This is a genomic window from Microcoleus sp. Pol1C5 (assembly GCF_036701115.1).
Lineage (GTDB): Bacteria > Cyanobacteriota > Cyanobacteriia > Cyanobacteriales > Microcoleaceae > Microcoleus.
Map to the genome: position 1 here is coordinate 119,292 of NZ_JAUBQE010000010.1, position 21,131 is coordinate 140,422.

Here is a 21,131-nt window from a genome sequence, read left to right on the forward strand (position 1 = left end):
GCTGACAACCAGATATTTTAGTATAAGCGATCGACCGCACATTTGATCGGAGCAAATCCGTAGGGCGAGCTCTCTTCTCCCTCCTCCGCGCCCTCTGCGCCCTCTGCGGTTAAATCATTCATAAATCGAGGTGGCGCTACTCAGTCAGCCAACTGAACATTTCACCGACGGTGAGATTAAAGGATTCGGCAAAGGTTGGAACCGGGATGCGATCGCCCCCTTCTTCAAAAACTGCTATGGTGCGATCGGCAAAATAGACAAATACCACTTCTTCTTCCGGGTCAATCAGCCAGCCCATCTGAGTCCCGTGGGCGAGACTGTGGAGAATGTTGCGGACGACTTTAGTTTGACTTTGGTCGGGGGAAAGAATTTCGATTGTCCAGTCGGGAGCGAGGGCGAAAGTGTTGGCTACTTCGCCGTTTTCGTCGCGGGGAATGCGTTCCCAGGTAAAGACTGCAAGATCGGGTACTGTCGATCGACCGCCAAAGGTACAGCGCAATTCTGGATAGGCGCGGCCGATGCGTTGGGGTTTGAGTACCCGGTTAATGTCAGCACCCAAATCGCTTTGAATTGTACTGTGTTTTCCTTGGGGCATAGGTTTCTGGATAATTTGACCATCAAGGAATTCGCTGGCGGGTTTGGTTTCCGACAGTTGGAGAAATTCATCGAGACTCAAAGGTTTAGAAGCGGTTTGAACCATTGTTTTTAGTCGATTTAAATTTAATTTGTATTAGTTAAGCGATCGCGCATTTAATTTATACTCACATCTCTCAAGAACAGGCAAGATGCCTGTTCCACAAAGAGTAAATTTGCTTGTGGGGTGGATTTCTTCAAACTCTTGTGGGTTGGCCCTCTTAGCCCGCCCAAAAGCTTAAATTTTAAGGTTCAACCACTTATTAGCCGCCATTCCGGTTAGAGAAATAGTCCCAACCCGCGGCTAACGGCATTTCCCATGCGATCGCACAATGACGCGGCCGGCACTCCCTGTCCTTCCTGTTCCCATTTTTCCACGAGTTGGCGGCCCAGGGGCGTGAGGCGAAAACTGTCGGTAATCCCTTGTCCGTCTACTTCCCGCCGCAGTACGCCGACTTGGATCAGCCAGAGTAGGGAGTTTTCGGCTACGAGTTCGGATACGGGCGATCGGGTGTAGCCGCTTTCGACACCCGCATTTGAGGCGATCGCAGTTAGGAAAACACTGTTATCGCGGATGGTCTGGAAGAAGTGTAATTGAAAAGGGGAACAGCGAACGGCGCGATCGGCTCTTTTGACAGTGCGATCGGGATAACTAATAGATTTAAACGCTTCGGATGGGATAAAAGTCATTGAGAGAACTTTTGAATAGGTACTATATTTTTTATTGTTACAGATTTAGAGTCAAAGTGGAGTTGTGAAAAGTATACAAAAATTCAGACAGGCGTTGAACTGAAATAAATATTTTTAGGCATCAACTTTTCTGAGTTCATAACTGTGTGAGGCTTCTGCATTTCCAATCGCCCGGTTTAGAGAAACCCTTGCGGCTAGATTGAAAGAGGAAGTAGACTAGGCTTAACGAAGTTAGAGATGAAGAAAGATTATGCCTTTACCAAAAGTGCCTAAAAAGTTCTTGCCCAAGTTAACCTCAGTTTTCTTATTGTTATACGTGGCGGCGACACTGCCATTACTTACCAATCGTCTCATGTCGTTTGCTTATATTGTTCAAGGGATTGTGCAGAGTGGCCAAAACGCACAAGGTGAAGCGACAGAGAGTTTGAGGGAAGCGATTCAACCTAATCCTTGGGAGGCGACCCTTTACTACATTCTCGGCTTGCAATTGAGTCAGCAAGGTACAGTTGAGGAGGCGATCCCAGCTTACCGCCAAGCTATCCGACTTGACCCCAAAAATTACTATATTTATCAAGATTTAGGTAAAGCGCTGATTAAGCAGGGGAAATATGATGAAGCGATCGCAACTTACCGCCAAGCCATCAAAGTTTTCCCTCAGTGGAGTTGGGCTTACAACGAACTTGGCAATAGGCTTTATTATAAGTGGAACTTCGATGAAGCGATCGCAGCTTATCGCCAAGCCATCCAGATAGATCCGAAGTATGCCGAAGCTTACTACAATTTGGGTAATACCCTAATCTACCAAGGCAAGCAAAAGGAAGCGATCGCAGCTTACCACCAAGCCATCCAAATATATCCCAATTATGGCGAAGCTTACAGCAGTTTAGGTTGGGCTTTAGAGCAACAGGGGAAATTAGATGAGGCGATCGCAGCTTACCGCACAGCTATCCAAATATATCCAAACTATGCCGAAGCTTATAAAAATCTGGGTAATGCGCTGTTCAACCAAGGCAAACAAGAGGAAGCGATCGCAGCTTATCGCCAAGCCATCCAGATAGATCCCAATGATGCCAAAGGTTACAGCGATTTAGGTTGGGATTTACAGCAGCAGGGGAGATTAGACGAAGCGATCGTAGCCTATCGCCAAGCAGTAAAAATCTACCCTAAATATGCTAGAGTTTACGTTAATTTGGGCAATGCGCTGAAAGATGTGGGAAAACCGCAAGAAGCGATCGCTGCATGGCAAAAAGCGATAGAAATCGGTGATAAAGATCCCGCCGCCGCTGGTTATGCAAATCTAGCTAATTTGTTGAATGAGCAGAACAAACTAAATGAAGCTGTCACCACTTACCGAAAGGCTATTGAAATCGAACCATCTCAAAAAGATCGTGCTTTTTTTTATAGAAGAATAGGCTATATTCTGAGCAAGCTAAACAAGCTAGATGAGGCACGAATCGCTTATGAAAAGGTGATTGAACTCGAACCAGAGGAGGATAAAAATATCAATGGTTATATGTATCTAGGCTCTGCGCTGGACGATTTAGGGAAACCAGACAAGGCGATCGCAATTTATCAAAAAGCGATTCAACTCAATCCTAAAAGTGATGCTGCCTATAACTACCTGGGCGTGAGTTTGCACAAGCAGGGGAAACTAGAGAAGGCGACCGCAGCCTATTTACAAGCGATTCAACTCAACCCAAAAAATGCCCAATTTCACAAAAATTTAGCTTGGACTTTACAGCAACAAGGGAAGTTTGAGCAAGCAATTGAAGTCTGCAACAAGGCAATTGCATTAGCTCCAAACTATATGGACGCTAAATTAGTGTTCAAAGAGACAGAGCGACTTTTAACTATGCGGAAAAATTCGCAAGTGTTGGCCAGTCCAGAGCGATTGCCCAGTTTAAAAGATGAACCTTTAGTTTTATTCAAGCGGTCTGTTGTCCGAGTTATTGTTAAAAGTTCTTCCGAATTAGATTCTGGTACTGGCTGGGTGGTAAAACGACAGGGAAATAAAGCGTGGGTTGTTACTAATCGCCATGTGGCAACGGCTGACAAAAATACGCCCCAGAGCGAGCAAAAAATTGAAGTTGAATTTTACAGCGAACCGCATTCTGGTGAATTACGCAAGCGGAAATCCGCTAAGATTGTTAAAATTACTGCTGCCTCTGACAAGCTGGATTTAGCTTTACTGGAAGTCAGTGACATTCCGAAAGATATTCAGCCTTTAGCCAGATCCTCAACGCCTGTTGCCCTCAATGAACCTATCCGCATTATTGGGTATCCCTACACCACCGATGATTGGACAGTTGCAACAGGAGAAGTCATTAACCAGACTGACAAAGAGTTACGAATGTCTGCAATTTCAGCCCACGGTAATTCTGGGAGTCCCGTATTAGACCAGCAAAATCGCGTTGTTGGCCTTGTGTGGGGATCTAGTTCTACCATTCAAACACAAAATCAACAGCCAGATGGATATGGTTCTGCTCTTGCTTTTCCGATCCAATCAGTTACAAAACAACTGAAAGATTGGGGTATTGATTAGGCAATTGCTGTACATTAAAATTGCTGAGTCAATCGCTGACTAATGAAGGCTGACTTAACTAATCATCCCTTCAATTTCTAGATCGGTAAACCCAAATTGCCTGAAAATCCGCAACACATAAGCTGGTGACATTTCCCCTACACCGATATCAATCGGAACAATCCTTTTTATGCCTTCAATTTCACGCATATACAAACGATTATCTCCTTTCCCCTCTCGGTAAAACAGACATCCGTTTTGTTCTTAAATCTTAATTAATGCTTTAGGTTTTAAAAATGGAAGGTTTTTAGGCATAAACTTTCCTGAATTCATAAGTGTCTGAGGCTTCGGCATCTTCTAAAGTCAGAGCTTCGTGTAATTCATTAATAGAAAGAGGCCTGAGACAAACATCAGACTCTGATTCATATACTTCGGAAAATGACTCAATAGCTTGTTTAAGTTTATCAATAGATTGTTCGGGAGTATTGCCTTGCCCCACCAAGCCATTTTCTAAACACAAATAGACCAAATATTCAGCACTTTTTCTGAAAACTACAGTGTAGAAATCAATCATATTTTATTGGTTAATTAAGTTTAATTGAATCAGCAAATTTTGAAAACACACTAATAATTTAACACAAAATTGCCCATCTGATAATTACCTCCGCAGAAACACCTGGACCCCAGAAAGGTATAGAATACTTAGGATATAGCAATCAATTTACCCACTATGACCGAAGACAAAACATTGACAACCGCTAGCGGAATTCCGGTTGCAGATAACCAGAATTCCTTGACTGCTGGTGAACGCGGGCCTATCCTCATGCAGGATTTTCACCTGATGGAAAAGCTGGCTCACTTCAACCGGGAACGCATTCCTGAGCGCGTTGTCCATGCAAAAGGAGCCGCTGCATTTGGCACGTTCACCGTCACCCATGACATTACTCGCTACACCAAAGCTCAGCTATTCTCAGAAGTTAACAAAGAAACTCAGGTTCTCCTCCGTTTCTCTACAGTAGGCGGCGAACAAGGTTCAGCGGATGCCGAACGTGACCCCAGAGGTTTTTCGATGAAGTTCTACACCGAAGAAGGCAACTGGGATTTAGTAGGCAATAACACCCCTGTTTTCTTCATCCGCGATCCGCTCAAATTCCCTGATTTGATCCACACGCAAAAGCGCCATCCCCAAACGCATCTCAAAGATGCTGACGCGAAGTGGGATTTCTGGTCGCTGAGTCCAGAAGCTTTGCATCAGATAACTATTCTGTTTTCCGATCGCGGTACGCCGAAAAACCACCGCCACATGGACGGTTTTGGCAGCCATACGTTCAGCCTCATCAATGCTCAAGGAGAACGGGTTTGGTGCAAATTCCACTTCAAAACCATGCAAGGTATTGACAATTTCACCGCCTCAGAAGCGACGCAGATCAAAGGCGAAGACCCCGATCATGCGACTCGCGACTTGTTTGAATCGATCGACCAAGGTAATTATCCCAAATGGCGGTTTTGCATTCAAGTAATGACCGAGGCCCAAGCCGCAGAGTATCGCGAAAACCCTTTTGACTTGACAAAAGTGTGGAAGCACTCAGAGTTTCCGTTAATTGACGTGGGAATTCTTGAACTCAATCGCAATCCACAAAACTTTTTTGCTGAGGTAGAACAGGCGGCATTTTCTCCTTCTAATGTCGTTCCAGGTATTAGCTTCTCTCCAGACAAAGTGCTGCAATCTCGCATCATGTCTTATCCAGATGCTCAACGCTACCGTCTCGGTGCAAACTATCAGCAATTGCCCGTCAATCAACCAAAGTGTCCGGTGATGCACTATCAACGGGATGGCGCAATGGCACCGGGTAACAACGGTGGTAGCGGGCCCAACTACGAACCCAACAGCCACGAGGATGCGCCGAAGCAAAACTGTGTTTATGCTGACCCAGCTTGGGACTTAGGAAATGTCAAAGTCGATCGCTACGATCACCGTAAGGGAAATGACGATTACACCCAAGCAGGAGACCTCTATCGCTTGATGAAACCCGACGCACAGCAGCGGCTTGTCGCTAACATTGTGGAAAGTTTAAGTGCAGCAAAATCGGAGATTCAGATGCGCCAATTGTGCCATTTTTTCCGCGCCGATCCGAATTACGGCCGCCAAGTCGCAGAAGGTTTAGGAATTGCGATCGATCCGTCTATGATGCCCGCTGCTGGTCAACCGGTTGGTGTGTAAGCTGCTACGCATCTAATTTGACAGTCAGTTTGTCCGATCGGATTGTCGGATGGGTAAGAAAGCCCCTCTTTCTATTCAATTTAGATGCGTAATAGCTTAGAATCTGAGAACATTTAATAGACATCTGCTTTTAAGCAGATGTCTATTGGAACTATGCGTGTAATAGGCACTCTTAGCCCGCGTCTTAGGTGCAAGCTAAATGCAGTAAAGCTTAACGTCATGGAGTTGGGGCGATCGTGATTTTTTACAAAGGTCTCTTGCAAAGCGACAGAACCAACTAAAATAAGTTGAGGAACTGCAAGAAAAACCAAACAAGGGAAACAAAACTATGACATTACCAGTTGGGTGCGCTGCCCCTCAATTTACCGCCAAAGACACTAATGGCAACACAGTATCCCTGTCCCAATTCGCAGGTAAAACCGTAATCTTGTATTTCTACCCGAAAGATGACACCCCCGGTTGCACAAGACAAGCCCAAAGCTTTAAAGCAGCTTATGAAGAATACAAGGGCAAAGATCTTGTAGTTCTCGGTGTCAGCCGAGACAACGAAGAGTCGCACCAAAAGTTCACAGAGAAATACGGTTTACCTTTTCAGCTATTAGCAGATGTTGATGGCACGATTACCAAAGCTTACGATGTCGAGAAAGGCGATTATGCCAAGCGCGTTACTTTCGTCATCGACGGTACTGGCAAAATCATTCAAGTTTATGAGGGCGAAACCATGAAAGTTGACACTCACGCTCAAGATATTCTTGTCACCATAGTTTAGTCGAAGTTTAGCCGATCGCACTAACACTCCTGCACGCACCAAACGGCTAAAAACCCGGTTTCTTCCTAGATGCTTCGTTGCTATAAGCAATATTCTCTTAGGAACCGGGTTTTTTTCGTAAGTCCTGACTCACCAAGTGAGGGGTCAAGGGTACAGGGGGAAGCAACTTACTCGAACTAAATTCCTTCCCTCAAAACTTACACCAGAAATCCTCTCAACCAGGCATATATTCGGTTAAGGTGCTCATTATACGCCTAAAGTTAGATTTGTGGCGCCACTTCCGCCAATAATTAAAAACTTATGCTGGAAAAGGCATTAACCGCCCGTAGGGTGAATCTAGGGGCGATTTTGTCATAGTTCAGGTCATTGTGTTTAATAAAATCAGAAGTTATCCTTGCTTTAGCTGAATAACTAAGTAGGTAGGGGGATATATAATGACAAACAGCAACATTCTTTTAAGTTACTTAGGCCCGCGAGAAATTGAGGTCAATAGAGCCGCAGTCTTAGTTGGCACTTTTGGCAAAAATCTAGTGACAGCGATTTCAGCAGCAGAAGGCTCAAATGTCCTGAATGTGGGGATAAATCTCTCTAGAGGCATTTGGAACATCAGTTTAGAAAAAGGATTCGATAGCGCCGGAACTCGCACAGTGCAGGTGAGGGCAACTGATAAGACCGGCAAAGTTATCGGTCAACAAACAATTAACATCAAAGTTAATCCTGCTTCTCAGTCACCCGCTCAATTTTTCACGTTAATTACTCTCACAGATACCAAATTTAAAGCCGGAACACTGCCCGCGAGCAATCTCAACGATCTGCAAAAAGCGGACATACCAGCAGGGAAAATTTATCAAGTTATTGACTACGAGTTAGAAGACGGACATCTGAATGTTCAACTAAATAATCCAATTAATCCGGTAGGAAAGTCCGGCTTTTTCTACGAAAAACACGTACTCATCACCAAAGGCGCAAAAATTCTCATATTCGATCGCGCTGAGTTACCGGTCCCGCCGCCTGGAATGCAGTTACTGTGGGTGATCAAAAAGACCTGGTTAAAGTTCACCCCCGTCGATTCTGGAACTTTAGGATCAACTCAGAAATTACAATTTAACCTGGGAGAAACTTTCAATCTTCTTGGCTACGCTTGCGTGGAAAACCATTTCCGAGTCGCTTTTGCTCGGGCAGTTCCTAACCTAGGAACTTCGGGATTTCTGTACTGGCAGCACGTCCAAATTTTGCGAGACGGCAGGGGAATTGAGTATGATAGAAATGCAGTTACGATGACAATCATCAAAACGACTGTGTTTAAAAAGCGGCCGATAAATGCCGCTAGCCTGCCACCCCAAGAAAAAATTACATTGCCGGCGGGAATGATTTACGGAATTGCCGGATTCTCGATCGAACAAAGCCACATTAAAGTCTCGCTGACCGAGAATTTGCCGCAATTTGGCAATACGGGTTTCATTTATCCCGATTTTGTGCAATTCAGCCGCGGTGGCAAATCTTTTAATCCCGCTGTGAATTTAACTTATCAAGGGCCGTCAGAAGTTTTAGTCAATCAGCCGATCGTCCTTCGAGGTACTTTTGACCGGCAACAAGCAGCAAAAATTGACGTGATAGCTGAGGATAAATTTCCCCTAACCGTCACTCTAAACCAAGAAGCCAGCACTTGGCAAGTTAATTTGTCTAAAGGATTTAGCGTAGCGGGAGCTCGGTGGCTCAGGTTGCGGGCAACTGACAGCAAAGGCAACGTTACTGGCAGCCAAATAATTTACATTACCGTAACTTCCGATCCGCTAACTGTCGGACAAGGTTTGACCTTAAAGATAGTTTCTGACACTTTGTTTAAGGTAGTTCCCCTTGATTCTTCCCGGCTCAACAATCAGCAAAAAGTTTTTGTTAAAGCAGGCCAGACGTTGGCCGTTAGCAAATACGGATTTATTGACGGGCATCTCAAGGTGGTTCTGGATTCAGCAATTTGGCCTGTCGGCACTTTTGGTTATTTTTATGAACCCGACGTTCAGTTAGCCAAAGGTACTCAAATCCTAAAATTTAACCTGGCTGACGTACCGAATAGCAACGTCAGCGCTCAACTTTTGGTAACTCAAACAACTCAGATTAAAGCTAAGCCCGAAGATTCATCGAAACTGCCGGCGGATCAAATGGCTGACCTACTTTTAGGCACTACCTATGCCATCACTGGTTATGCCTGCATTTTGGGGCATTTCCGAGTAACTCTCGCCGAATCAATTCCCGGTTTCGGCAATATCGGATTTATTTATTGGCAGGACGTTAAAATTAAAAAAGACGGCAAAGAAGTTCCCTTTGACCCCGATGCTTTGACGATGACAATCCTGCAAGCAACTGTGTTTAAAAAACGGCCGGTAGATTCTGCTAGCCTGAGCAGTAGCGAGAAAACTACGCTGCCTTTAGGTCGAGTTTACGGCGTGAACAGCTACGGTGCGGAAGGATCTCACCTGAAAGTTTCCCTGACTGAAGAACTGCCTAATTTTGGCAATACAGGTTACGTTTTTCCTAGTTTTGTTCAGTTCAAGCGGGGAGATAAAATTTTCGATCCGGTTCCGAACAATGTCGAATTGAACGTGCCGTATTTTTCGCAGCGGGACAATCCGCGTTTTGACTGGTCTACTTGCAACGTAACTGCGATCGCAATGGTGCTTTATTATTACGGCCTTCGTTCTCAGTGGGGCGGACAGTTGGAGGATGAGTTGTTGCAGTGGTGTTTCGATTATGCCGGCCAGGGTTCTCAAACGGATCACAGTGTGCTTTCGGCGCTGATTCAGGCCTACGGGTTTAAGACGAGTTTTAGTACGAGTCGCAAATGGGCCGATGTGCGATCGGAATTGCTGAATGGGCGGCCAGTAGTTTTAGCCGGAGATTTTACTGCTGCCGGTCACATTCTTACTGTAATTGGCTACAATTCTCAGGGTTATATCGTGCAAGATCCTTGGGGAAATGCACTCACTGGTTACAGCGACACTGAGGGGAGAAAGTTGATGTATCCCTACAGTTACGTAAATCAAGTTGCTGGGCCAGATGGGAATGTTTGGGCGCATTTTATCTATCCATAATCTACTCTACGGTTTGCAATTTGTGAGGCACTACGCCTATTAGTAAGGTGTGCATAACAGCTATTCGTAAGGTAATGAATGCACACCCTACCTAACTTAGGAAATCTTGCGCTTACTTTTGCGTTTTGCTGCGCCAATACCTAAAAAGCTCAATCCTAGAAAAGTACCAAACCAAGTAGAAGGTTCGGGTACAGCCTCAAACGATCCTTGAATAGCGATCGCATCGTTAGCGCACTCGGCAAAAAAGTTAGCAATATAGTTCCCCGAAGGCATTGAGGATTTATTTAAACTGAATCCAATTGTTTGAGAACCCACGACATTAAACTGACCGAAATCAAGACCGAGGACGCTCAAAGTTGCTGGCGTTAAAAAATTGATTTCTCCTACTTTTGTACCCGTAGCTATTGAGTTGAGAATAGTCAAGTTTTCTGTTTGTTCAAAGTAGGGGTTTGTGGCAGATAAATCGCCCATTGATGGGGTTCCGCCTTGAGATGCCACTACCGTATTGAATTGATTTAAATTGCTAAAGCCAGAGTTAGTTTGGGTGACGTTGTTCGCTGTAACATTTTTGTAAACGCCTGTTGTCGCCACGCCGGAGTCATTGCCTTCGGCAAAGCGGATACCAAACAAGCTGCCGTTTGCGTTAGCTGTATTGAAGTTTTGACCGGAAAAATTGAAGAATAAATCGCCGTAGTTGATGTTGCCTCTTTGAGCTAGTGGGTCGGCATATCCTGCTAAACTTAGATTAGAATTGATGGCGATGAAAGCTGTATCTGATGTTTCTTTAATGGCGATGCCGTAAAATTCAAATTCTCCGCCGCCGATTTGGGACCCTGTCACGCCGTCGTTGAAGGAATCGATCGCATAATTCCAGCCGTTAGATAGCGTTGCTGCTGTAGCTTTTTGTTGCTGTATTGCGAAAAGGACACAGAAAATAGCCACTGAGTAAATACAGCGGATGGTGTTTTTAGCAATGGATTTCATAAAATGCTCCCTGGGAATCATTGTTAAATTGTCAAGTCTGCTCGCTCGACTGTTTTTAATTTTCAGTCAATCATCTATTTCGCCTGAAAATATTAAAATTTTGCTAAAAATTTGGTCGGGCGATCGCATTATATCAACTATATTGGTTAAAAAAACTAACCAATGGCAGTAACTAAACAAAAGATTTATGCAGGCACAGTATAAAGTATGGCTGCATAAGTCTTGTATAGGTGAAAATACACTGAATACCGGGTTTAGGCGGTTGAATCCAGCCATAAACTGTCTGCAAGTCAATGTCCAGACTTGATGGGCCCCTACAAAATATTATTGTTTTTCTGGCCGATAGACTTAATTGATTTTTTATCAATTACCAATGAATTTTGACAAAAAGGGGCATGATGTTGTAAATCCCAATGCCTAATTCTGTTGTTAATATTGCGATTTTTTGATTAATAATTTTCATAACTTGTCTGTCATCTCCAGCGCTGTTCAATAGACCTCTCCAATAATTATTGTGGAACAGGCATCCTGCTTGTTCAAGACAGGCTTTTCGAGAGATGTCTAATAATTATAATTACGTTGCTTGGGATGACTTCATTCCTCAAACTCCTCAAATGCCGATCGCGCACAGCAGTTTTACTAATTTTACCATCAGCGTTCCACCCAACAGGCTCTCAATTGAGGGTCAAAACTGTGAATCAGCACTTTTTCTGTAAGTGCCGCCCAAAGCGAGAATTGGATAATCAAAAAAATCATACGGCAAGAGCGATCGCAAGTTTTGAGAACACCCAATCAACTTCCGGCCCTACATCCGCTGCAGGCATCGTGGGTTCCTTCTAAGTCGGCCGATGGTTTCTGCACTTGCAGCGCTGCATAAATCAATCAAATTTTTAACTGCTGTTAATATATCGCCGACAGTTCGTTGACTATCTTGACTCTTCCCTTGATCACAGAACGCAGCAGGCGGTTGATCGAATGTCTCTGTTCCTCGTCGAGAGAGTCGTCCAAAACAGCGGCCATCAAGCCGTAGCGATCGGCTAAAGTCAAACAACCCGTATCGGTAACAGAAGCCAGCATTTCGGAAATAGCGCCGGGGATAAGTTGAACTGAAAACATGAGACATTCCCTGAATTCGATACTTATATCATCTCTCGTTCTCCGAAAATTAATAGTGACGCTGGCATAGCACATAACGTGATGTTTTGAGGCAAACTGTGTGACAGCGGCCGCTCTAATGTTGTGACGATCTCGTTTTAAGTCTGCGATCGCAGTCACAAAATTAACCTTAGATATTCCAATTTCCCCCTCTTCCGTCGTAAATCTAAAGATTTAGAGAGATTTTTCGGTTTTGGGGGTGTCTTTACCCATTTTCCATGTATAAAACGCATGGGCATTATGCGAAATATTCATAAAACTCAATATTTTGTAAAAATAGCTACGAATATTTACAATCGTGGGCCTTACATTAGCTCATAACAAAGGTGCATCGAAACGCAGCGATCGACCGAATCATCGGTAGCAACTATAACCATAAATAGTTTGGCGACGTTCGAGCCAGCGCCCAGTCAAACTCAAGTTTACAGAAGACCAACCATGCTTAAAAGAAATTCCATCTAGTAACTAAATATACAGTTTTAAATCCATACAGTCACTAAGGTTAGCAGGAAACACACACTTTATGCTCCAAGTCAATACCTCCCCACACAAGCCAGCAGCGAGGGTAAACCAATGACCCAAACAGTAGAACCCAAAGCCCAAGCGAGCCTGAACAAGTTTGAAAAACTCAAAGCCGAAAAAGATGGCTTAGCATTAAAAGCCGAACTCGACCACTTCGCCGCCATCGGCTGGGAAGCAATGGACGAAACAGATCGCGAGCACCGCCTCAAATGGCTCGGCATCTTCTTTCGGCCAGTAACTCCCGGCAAATTCATGATGCGGCTGCGCTTGCCCAACGGCATCATTACTAGCAATCAAACCAGAACGCTAGCAGAAATCGTCCAACGCTACGGCGACGACGGCAGCGCCGACATCACCACCAGACAAAACCTGCAATTGCGCGGAATTCGCATCGAAGACGTACCCGACATCTTCCGCCGCCTCAAAGAAGCGGGCATGACCAGCATCCAGTCTGGTATGGACAATGTACGCAACATCACGGGTTCCCCAGTCGCGGGCCTGGACGCCGACGAACTGATTGATACGCGGGAACTGGCGAACCAAGTCCAAGACATGATTACGAACAGCGGCGAAGGCAACCCCGCGTTTTCCAATTTGCCGAGAAAGTTTAATATTGCGATCGCAGGCTGCCGCGACAACTCAGTCCACGCAGAAATCAACGACATCGCCTTCGTACCCGCTTACAAAGACGGCAACATCGGCTTTAACGTTTTAGTCGGCGGTTTCTTCTCTGCTAAACGCTGCGAAGCTGCAATTCCTCTCAACGCATGGGCAAGTCCCAGCGACGTTGTAGATTTGTGCAAAGCAATTTTAACTGTGTTTCGCGATCAAGGCCCGAGAGCAAACCGCCAAAAATCGCGGCTGATGTGGCTGATTGACGAACTCGGAATCGAACAATTCCGAGCCGAAGTCGAACAAGAATTAGGTCGCACTTTGCCCGCCGCCGCACCCAAAGATGAAATCACCTGGGAGAAACGCGACCACATCGGCATCTACCCCCAAAAACAATCAGGCCTCAACTATGTAGGGCTGCACGTTCCAGTCGGACGGCTGCAGGCATCGGATTTATTCGATTTGGCCAGAATCGCCGAGGTTTACGGCAGCGGCGAACTCAGGCTCACCGTTGAAGAAAACGTGATTATTCCCAACGTTCCCGACTCGCGGATTGAATCGCTGGTCAAAGAACCGCTGTTGCAGCGTTTTTCCATCGAGCCTGCACCGCTGATGCGAGCCTTGGTTTCCTGCACCGGCGCCAAGTTTTGCAACTTCGCCCTCATCGAAACCAAAAGCCGCGCCGTGGCCATGATTGAGGAACTCGATGTCGAACTTTCACTTCCCAAACCGGTCAGAATTCACTGGACGGGTTGCCCCAATTCCTGCGGTCAACCCCAAGTAGCAGACATCGGTTTGATGGGAACAAAAGTTCGCAAGAACGGCAAAACCCTCGAAGGTGTAGACATTTACATGGGAGGCACAGTTGGCAAAGACGCTCATTTGGGTGCTTGCGTCCAAAAAGGCATCCCTTGCGAAGACCTCAAACCCCTGCTGCATCAATTGTTAGTCGAGCAGTTTGGGGCAGTTCCCAAAGAGATTACAGGGGATGTAGCTGTGCTGCACCGGCAACTGCAATTGACGGTTGAGGAGGGCGAAAAGGCAGCCCAGGCACCCAAACCTCAGACATCTACTGTCATTTTCGCTCGATCGGGCAAAGAAGTTGCTTGCAGCGAAGATGAGTACATTCTCGACGTTGCCGAACGGGCCGGGGTCGAACTTGACAGCGATTGCCGAAAGGGAGTTTGTGGCACTTGCAAGCAGAAACTCCTAGAAGGTAATATTGCCGCCTACGACAGCCACCCCGAAGCGGCCGCCGGCTTAGAACCAGGGTTCATTTTAACTTGCAGCGCGCGGGCTCTCGGCAAAGTGACGATCGACGCCTAATCTCATAATGCGAGATGCGATGCCAAGGTCGCGAATCAATCTCATATCTCACATTTCCATCATCTCAAAGTACAACAACAATTCAAGACAAATGAGCAACCTTTCTAGAAGAAAATTCATCATCACCGCCGGAGCAACAGCAGCCGGCACCCTCCTAGCCCACGGTTGCAGTTCCGGTTCGACCACATCTAACGGAGGTGCAACCCCCGCAGCCGGCGGCGCCTCACCCAGCGCCGCCCCAGCAGTCAACATCAACCCCGCCGACGCCCCAGAAGTTACCGCAGCCAAACTCGGATTCATCGCCCTCACCGACGCAGCACCCTTAATCATCGCCCAAGAAAAAGGGCTATTTGCCAAGTACGGCATGAAAGACGTACAAGTTACCAAACAAGCATCTTGGCCAGTTACTCGCGACAACTTAGAACTCGGTTCCGACAAAGGTGGCATTGACGGAGCCCACATCTTATCTCCGATGCCTTACCACATGACATTAGGCACTATTACCAAAGGCAATCAGCCAGTGCCGATGAACCTTGTGGCGCGGTTAAATACTAACGGTCAGGCAATTTCGCTCAGCAAAAAATACCTAGATTTAAAAGTAGGTACAGACAGCGCACCCCTGAAAGCAGCTTTTGGCCAAAACCTTCCTGTTGCTATAACTTTTCCCGGTGGCACCCACGACTTGTGGATGCGCTACTGGCTAGCAGCCGGCGGTATTAATCCAGATACAGATGTTTCCGTGATTCCCATACCGCCACCGCAAATGGTAGCGAACATGAAATCTGGCAGCATGGAAGCCTTTTGCGTCGGCGAACCTTGGAATGCTCAGCTAGTTACTCAAAAGGTAGGATACACCGCCTTAGTAACCGGAGAACTTTGGAAAGACCACCCAGAAAAAGCTTTAGCTTTAAGAGGAGATTGGGTTGAGAAAAACCCCAAAGCTGCTAAAGCAATTACAATGGCCGTACTGGAAGCCCAGCAGTGGTGCGACAAGGCAGAAAATCACGATGAGATGTGCCAAATAATCTCTCAAGATAAGTGGTTAAAAGTTCCAGTTGCAGATATTATCGGTCGCTCTAAAGGTCAAATTGACTACGGGACCGGCCGCATTGAAGCTGCCAGCCCAGTGGCGATGAAATTCTGGGCGGATAATGCTTCTTATCCCTACAAGAGTCACGATGCTTGGTTCTTAACTGAAAATATTCGCTGGGGTTATATCCCGGCAACTACGGACATCAAAGCGACGGTTGATAAAGTTAACCGCGAAGATATTTGGAAAGCAGCAGCGACAGCACTTGGCGTTCCCGCAGCCCAAATTCCTACTACCACTTCGCGCGGTGTCGAAACCTTCTTTGACGGCGTGAAGTTTGACCCAGAAAAACCCGAAGAATATCTCAAGGGTCTGGCAATCAAAAAAGCATAATTAGTTTGTTGACTGTTGACAGTTGACTGGTGACAGTTGACAAACTCCTAAAATTGATTGATGGTGTTGCGCGGAGTGGAACGGATAGTTCGTTCCACGAACCAAACCAGTTGAACTCTGTTCAAAGTATCTACAAATAATCGATTATTCACAATACTGCAAAAAGAAAAATGGCAACAAACCTCGCTGTTACTAAAAGCAAAAATCCAGTAAATTTCGTTCTGGATCAGGTTCAAAAAAACCGCCGAAAAATCATCCGCCCGCTGGTAGCAATTACAGTTCTGCTCATAATCTGGCAAATCCTCTGCAACAGTCCCGACTCCAGCTTGCCGGGACCAATCAAAGCTGTCCAAGAAAGCTGGGAGCTGATTATCAATCCTTTCTACGACAAGGGCGGTACAGACAAAGGCTTGTTCTGGCAAATTTTGGCTAGTTTGCAGCGGGTGGCGATCGGCTTTACTTTGGCAGCAGTTCTCGGCATCAGTTTGGGAATCCTGATCGGCACAAACTCCTTAATGTTCGATGCTTTAGACCCGCTGTTTCAAGTATTCAGAACTATCCCGCCCCTGGCTTGGCTGCCGATCGCCCTGGCTGTATTTCAACAGTTTAATCCCTTTGAAGGCATGGGGGTGAAAGCTAACGAAGTTTCAGCTCTTTTCGTAATCTTAATTACAGCAATATGGCCGATTCTAATTAACACCACAGTAGGCGTTCAACAAATACCCCAAGACTACAGAAACGTCGCCCGCGTCTTGCGCCTCCCCAACCAAAAATACTTCTGGAAAATCCTGCTCCCTTCTTCAGTTCCTTACATATTCACTGGCTTGAGAATTGGAATCGGTTTGTCTTGGCTGGCGATCGTAGCTGCCGAAATGTTAGTCGGCGGCGTCGGCATCGGCTTCTTCATCTGGGACTCTTACAACAGTTCTCGACTCAGTGCAGTGATTCTAGCAGTGCTTTATGTAGGAATCGTCGGTTTAATTTTAGACAGAATCGTTGGTTTCATCGCGTCCAAAGTTGTTCCCGAAGAACAGAAATAGAATTTGGGGATGGGGAATGGGGAATGGGGAATGGGTGATTAGTGGTTGGTGATTAGGAAGCGGGAATAATTATATATGCCCAATGCCCAATGCCCAATGGCTAATGCCCAATGCCCCATTAATAATTAGCATCTAGAAATTAGCAACTAACCTAAAATAGCCATGTCAGTATTTGTTGAAGTAGACCACGTTGACCGCGTATTTAACTTGCCCAATGGAGAGCAATACATCGCTCTTAAAAATATCGAACTGAAAATTAAAAAGGGAGAATTCATCACCTTAATTGGGCACTCTGGCTGCGGCAAATCTACGCTGCTAAATATCATCGCCGGCCTCGACAAAGCAAGTCAGGGCGGGATTACTTTAGAAGGACGCGAAGTCCGCGATCCAGGCCCGGACAGAATGGTGGTGTTTCAAAATTACTCGCTGCTACCTTGGCTGACGGTGCGCGAAAATATTGCCCTAGCAGTAAATGAAATTTACAGCGGTAACTCTCAAGAAGATCGCGAGTTGGTGATCGAACACCACATTAAATTGGTCGGACTCGGACACGCGGCCGACAAACGACCAGGCGAAATTTCTGGGGGGATGAAACAAAGAGTTGCGATCGCCCGCGCCCTAGCGATTCGCCCGAAATTGCTGCTGCTAGATGAACCCTTCGGAGCTCTCGATGCTTTAACTCGCGGCGGTTTGCAAGACCAGTTGATGAAAATTTGCGAAGAAAGTAAAGTCACCAGCGTGATGGTAACTCACGACGTGGATGAGGCTTTATTACTGAGCGATCGCATTGTGATGCTCACCAACGGCCCGGAAGCGCAAATCGGGCAAATCCTCGAAGTGAACATTCCCCGCCCCCGCAAGCGCATGGAAGTTGTCAACCATCCGAGTTACTACGCGCTGCGTAACGAAATGGTTTACTTCCTCAACCAGCAAAAGCGGGTCAAACAGCGCCGGGCCAAACAACAACCGCCTGTCATCGCCCGCAACGGCTTGGAAAAAATCAACCTCGACATCGGCTTTATTCCCCTCACCGACTGCGCCCCCTTAGTAGTAGCTAAAGAAAAAGGCTTCTTCAAAGCGCACGGCTTGGAAGAAGTTACTCTCAGCCGCGAACCGGGCTGGAAAGCGATCGCCAAAGGAGTCGCCGAAGGACGGCTGGACGCGGCGCAAATGGTCGCAGGAATGCCGATCGGGATGCTGTTGGGCCTCGACGGTGAAGCCCCTGTACCCGTCTGTAGCGCCATGACGCTCTCTCGCAACGGCAATTCGATTATTTTCAACAAAGACCTTTACAGACAAGGCATTCGGACATTAGAGGATTTCAAAGCTGCGATTGCCAAGAGTCCCGATAAAGTTCACACCTTGGGCATGGTCCACTCGGCCTCCATGCACAATCTGCTGTTCCGCTACTGGCTGGCTGCCGGTGGCATCGACCCCGACCTCGACGTGGGCTTGACCGTGATTCCGCCCCCGCAGATGGTCGCGAATTTAAAAGCAGGCAACATTGACGGCTACTGTTCAGGCGACCCCTGGAACTCCCACGCAGTCAACAGTGGTACGGGTTTTGTCATGGCCCGTTCCCTCGATATTTTGCCCGGACACATCGAAAAAGTTCTCGGTGTTAGCGAAGATTGGGCTCAGAAATATCCTCAAACCCACCTCGCCCTCGTCAAAGCGCTTTTGGAAGCCTGCGAATACTGCGACGATCGCCGCAACCGCGAAGAAGTCCTAGGATTGATTAGCCAAGAACAATACATCGGCGCCGATCCGAAAGACATCCGTCCAGGGTTCATCGATCCGTACAACTCCGGTACGGAAGCAGAACCAGAAATGCTCTACAATTTCAACCAGTTCTATGTTGACAAAACCAATTTTCCAGACCGCCTAGAAATGGTGTGGGTGATGGCGCAGATGGCTCGCTGGGGATTGATCCCGTTCCCGAAAAACTGGGTGGAAGTGGTCGATCGAGTTTTGCGGCCCGATGTTTTCGGTCAAGCAGTGCGCGAATTGGGCTTGCCGGATATTGCCAGAGATCGCCGGACGATCGAGCTATTTGACGGCACTGTGTTTAATCTCGACGACCCGATCGACTATCTTCAGAATGTCAAAATCAAACGCGGCCTTCGCATTGAAGAAATTCTAATTGAACAAATAGGCAGTCAATGTTCCATCAAACTGCCAGCATAATCAGCAAATAGGAAGAGGGAATGAGGAGCAAGAAATCAGGAAACAAGACTCCACATTTTCCGCTTCCTAACTCCATAATTTCAAATTCTCAATCGAAAGTTGTCATGTCTAATTCCCCGATCCAAAATCCCAATCCTGAAAATATGCAAACTCTCAAAAACCCCGAAACAACCCAAATTCAAACGCCAAAGCAAGACTTTCTTACTATTAAAGATGTATCGAAAGTCTACCAAACTCCTAAAGGTCCTTACGTCGTTCTCGACGGTGTAAACCTGACTATTAATGAAGGCGAATTTATTTGTTTGATCGGTCACTCTGGCTGCGGCAAATCAACTTTGCTGAATATGATTGCGGGATTTAACGGGCCGACAAACGGAGAAGTGGCTTTGGAAGGTTCGCAGATTACTGAACCAGGCCCCGATCGCATGGTGGTGTTTCAAAACTACTCGCTGCTACCGTGGCTGACTGCTACTGAAAATATTCACCTCGGCGTTGAAAATGTTTACCCGGAAAAGTCTGCAGACGAACACAATACGATCGTCAAGGAACACTTGGAATTAGTGGGGCTGACCGAAGCTTGTAACAAAAGACCAGGCCAATTGTCTGGGGGGATGAAACAGCGGGTGGCGATCGCCAGAGCTCTGGCAACTCGTCCCAAACTGTTGATTTTGGACGAACCTTTCGGAGCTCTAGACCCGATTACCCGAGAAGAGTTGCAGGAAGAATTACTGAAAATTTGGCGGAAGGAAAAAATTACCGTCATTATGATTACTCACGATATTGATGAGGCTTTGTTTTTGGCCGATCGCATCGTGATGATGACCAACGGGCCAGCAGCTTCCATCGGCGAAGATATGCACGTTCCGTTCAGCCGTCCCCGCAACCGGGCGCGGATTATGGAAGACCCGAAATACTACGAACTTCGCAACTTTGCTTTGGAGTTCCTGTTTTCTCGCTATGCCCACCACGAAGAAGGTGAAGCAACGGACTCGGAGACAGAAGCCGTCGCGCTACCGATGCCATTACCTGCTAGCAAAAAGCCTGCGATTGCTGACAGGCAGATCGCACCTGCGCCTTTTGTGTCTCACGCTGCCGAACCCCCAGAAGCTTCGCCGATCAAACGCGGCATCCTGGCAGCCTCGTGGTTCGTAGCAATGGTTACTTTAGCTGCAGTCAATATGTCTGCTATTTCCAGCCAGCTAAAGCAAGCGAAACTAGAAGAAACTGCACCTCCGGCGGCGACTGCGGCGGTTGTGAGTTCACCCTCCAGCCCGCAAATTGCAGCAAGTTCGATCGCAGCGAATGCTAGCCCTGCACCCATTGCTGCTGCTAGTCCTGCACCCAATGCCAGCCCTGCACCAATCGCTGCTGCTAGTCCTGCTGCCATCGCTGCTGCCGCTAACAGCGCGGGCGCAGCCAATGCAGCAACCACTGCCACATCAGAGATTTCTGACAAAGCCGAACTCGATGCGATCGGAAAGCAGTTGTATGCACAAATCGACCAAACCTGGAGAACAACTCCGACATTTACTGAAAGCTTGACTTATCGGGTCAAAGTAAAACAAAACGGGGATATCCTACAGTTCGATCCCACAAATAAAGCAGCTAAAGATTTCGTCAAAGAAACTCCTCTGCCCGTTTTGCAAACTCCTGCAGGTGCCGCAGCAGGCGCTGAAAAAACTGCTGAGTTCCAAGTAACTTTTAGCCCCACCAACGGTGGCGTATTTGAAGTTAAATCAGAGAAGTAGCCGACCTAATACTCCCGCACTCAATCTCACATTGCTATCAACAACTAGGTCAAAAGTAGTACCTGGGCGCTGTGTGAATTAGGCAATAATTCCTCCTAGCCCCCATTCTGGGGGTAACAAGAGTTAGGTTAAACTTTTCTCAAATAGAGGAAGATTTAGTAGCAGCAAAAAGCTGAATGCAAGCGAGAGCGAGCGCGATTTTTAGTAAGAG

16 protein-coding genes and 1 pseudogene are annotated in these 21,131 nt (G+C 46.7%); 11 read left to right on the forward strand and 6 right to left on the reverse strand.

Annotation, left to right across the window (positions count from 1 at the left end; all coding sequences use genetic code 11):
* Positions 1 to 136: 136 nt before the first annotated feature.
* Positions 137 to 700, reverse strand: a complete 564-nt coding sequence (locus QUA23_RS08270) for a Uma2 family endonuclease (RefSeq protein ID WP_333075159.1) — start codon at positions 698 to 700, stop codon at positions 137 to 139.
* A gap of 212 nt (positions 701 to 912) precedes the next feature.
* Positions 913 to 1,323: an Npun_F0494 family protein gene (locus QUA23_RS08275; protein ID WP_333075160.1), complete on the reverse strand. Its 411-nt coding sequence runs from the start codon at positions 1,321 to 1,323 to the stop codon at positions 913 to 915.
* 250 nt (positions 1,324 to 1,573) lie between these two features.
* On the opposite strand from QUA23_RS08275, the gene QUA23_RS08280 reads away from it, so the two are divergent.
* Positions 1,574 to 3,865, forward strand: a complete 2,292-nt coding sequence (locus QUA23_RS08280; protein WP_333075161.1) for a tetratricopeptide repeat protein — start codon at positions 1,574 to 1,576, stop codon at positions 3,863 to 3,865.
* A gap of 54 nt (positions 3,866 to 3,919) precedes the next feature.
* Here the strand turns inward: QUA23_RS08280 and QUA23_RS08285 are convergent, their stop codons facing one another.
* Both QUA23_RS08285 and QUA23_RS08290 read right to left on the reverse strand, forming a co-directional pair.
* A complete protein-coding gene (locus QUA23_RS08285) occupies positions 3,920 to 4,054 on the reverse strand; it encodes a hypothetical protein (protein WP_333075163.1) in 135 nt (44 codons plus the stop codon).
* A 97-nt stretch (positions 4,055 to 4,151) separates the two neighbouring features.
* Positions 4,152 to 4,418 carry a hypothetical protein gene (locus tag QUA23_RS08290; protein ID WP_333075164.1) on the reverse strand — a complete coding sequence of 89 codons (267 nt, stop codon included), beginning with the start codon at positions 4,416 to 4,418 and terminating at the stop codon, positions 4,152 to 4,154.
* Between the two features lie 156 nt (positions 4,419 to 4,574).
* Between QUA23_RS08290 and QUA23_RS08295 the strand changes: the two genes are divergently transcribed.
* The 3 genes from QUA23_RS08295 (at position 4,575) to QUA23_RS08305 (ending at position 9,923) form a co-directional block, all read left to right on the forward strand.
* Positions 4,575 to 6,065, forward strand: a complete 1,491-nt coding sequence (locus QUA23_RS08295) for a catalase (RefSeq protein ID WP_333075165.1) — start codon at positions 4,575 to 4,577, stop codon at positions 6,063 to 6,065.
* A gap of 328 nt (positions 6,066 to 6,393) precedes the next feature.
* Positions 6,394 to 6,834, forward strand: a complete 441-nt coding sequence (locus QUA23_RS08300) for a peroxiredoxin (RefSeq protein ID WP_333062778.1) — start codon at positions 6,394 to 6,396, stop codon at positions 6,832 to 6,834.
* A gap of 434 nt (positions 6,835 to 7,268) precedes the next feature.
* Entirely contained in the window at positions 7,269 to 9,923 is a 2,655-nt protein-coding gene (locus QUA23_RS08305) for a C39 family peptidase (RefSeq protein ID WP_333075166.1), read from the forward strand.
* 96 nt (positions 9,924 to 10,019) lie between these two features.
* Here the strand turns inward: QUA23_RS08305 and QUA23_RS08310 are convergent, their stop codons facing one another.
* Positions 10,020 to 10,907, reverse strand: a complete 888-nt coding sequence (locus QUA23_RS08310; protein ID WP_333075167.1) for a PEP-CTERM sorting domain-containing protein — start codon at positions 10,905 to 10,907, stop codon at positions 10,020 to 10,022.
* A gap of 557 nt (positions 10,908 to 11,464) precedes the next feature.
* Here QUA23_RS08310 and QUA23_RS08315 point away from each other — a divergent pair.
* Positions 11,465 to 11,623 (forward strand): hypothetical protein, encoded by a 159-nt coding sequence (locus tag QUA23_RS08315; protein ID WP_333075169.1) that lies wholly within the window; start codon positions 11,465 to 11,467, stop codon positions 11,621 to 11,623.
* Between the two features lie 184 nt (positions 11,624 to 11,807).
* On the opposite strand, the gene QUA23_RS08320 is transcribed toward QUA23_RS08315, so the two are convergent.
* Positions 11,808 to 12,023 (reverse strand): hypothetical protein, encoded by a 216-nt coding sequence (locus QUA23_RS08320; protein WP_333075170.1) that lies wholly within the window; start codon positions 12,021 to 12,023, stop codon positions 11,808 to 11,810.
* 612 nt (positions 12,024 to 12,635) lie between these two features.
* Here QUA23_RS08320 and QUA23_RS08325 point away from each other — a divergent pair.
* The 6 genes and pseudogenes from QUA23_RS08325 to QUA23_RS08350 all read left to right on the forward strand — a co-directional run.
* Positions 12,636 to 14,174: pseudogene (locus QUA23_RS08325) on the forward strand (ferredoxin--nitrite reductase); the annotation flags it as partial.
* 18 nt (positions 14,175 to 14,192) lie between these two features.
* Positions 14,193 to 14,522, forward strand: coding sequence for a 2Fe-2S iron-sulfur cluster binding domain-containing protein (locus QUA23_RS08330; protein ID WP_333075183.1), 330 nt, complete (start codon positions 14,193 to 14,195; stop codon positions 14,520 to 14,522).
* Positions 14,523 to 14,613: 91 nt separating this feature from the next.
* Entirely contained in the window at positions 14,614 to 15,945 is a 1,332-nt protein-coding gene (locus QUA23_RS08335) for a CmpA/NrtA family ABC transporter substrate-binding protein (protein ID WP_333075172.1), read from the forward strand.
* A 170-nt stretch (positions 15,946 to 16,115) separates the two neighbouring features.
* Positions 16,116 to 16,985: a nitrate ABC transporter permease gene (gene ntrB, locus QUA23_RS08340; RefSeq protein WP_333075173.1), complete on the forward strand. Its 870-nt coding sequence runs from the start codon at positions 16,116 to 16,118 to the stop codon at positions 16,983 to 16,985.
* A 162-nt stretch (positions 16,986 to 17,147) separates the two neighbouring features.
* Entirely contained in the window at positions 17,148 to 19,172 is a 2,025-nt protein-coding gene (locus QUA23_RS08345) for a nitrate ABC transporter ATP-binding protein (RefSeq protein WP_333075175.1), read from the forward strand.
* A 104-nt stretch (positions 19,173 to 19,276) separates the two neighbouring features.
* Complete coding sequence (locus QUA23_RS08350; protein ID WP_333075177.1) at positions 19,277 to 20,920, forward strand: nitrate ABC transporter ATP-binding protein; 1,644 nt, start codon at positions 19,277 to 19,279, stop codon at positions 20,918 to 20,920.
* Positions 20,921 to 21,131: the final 211 nt, after the last annotated feature.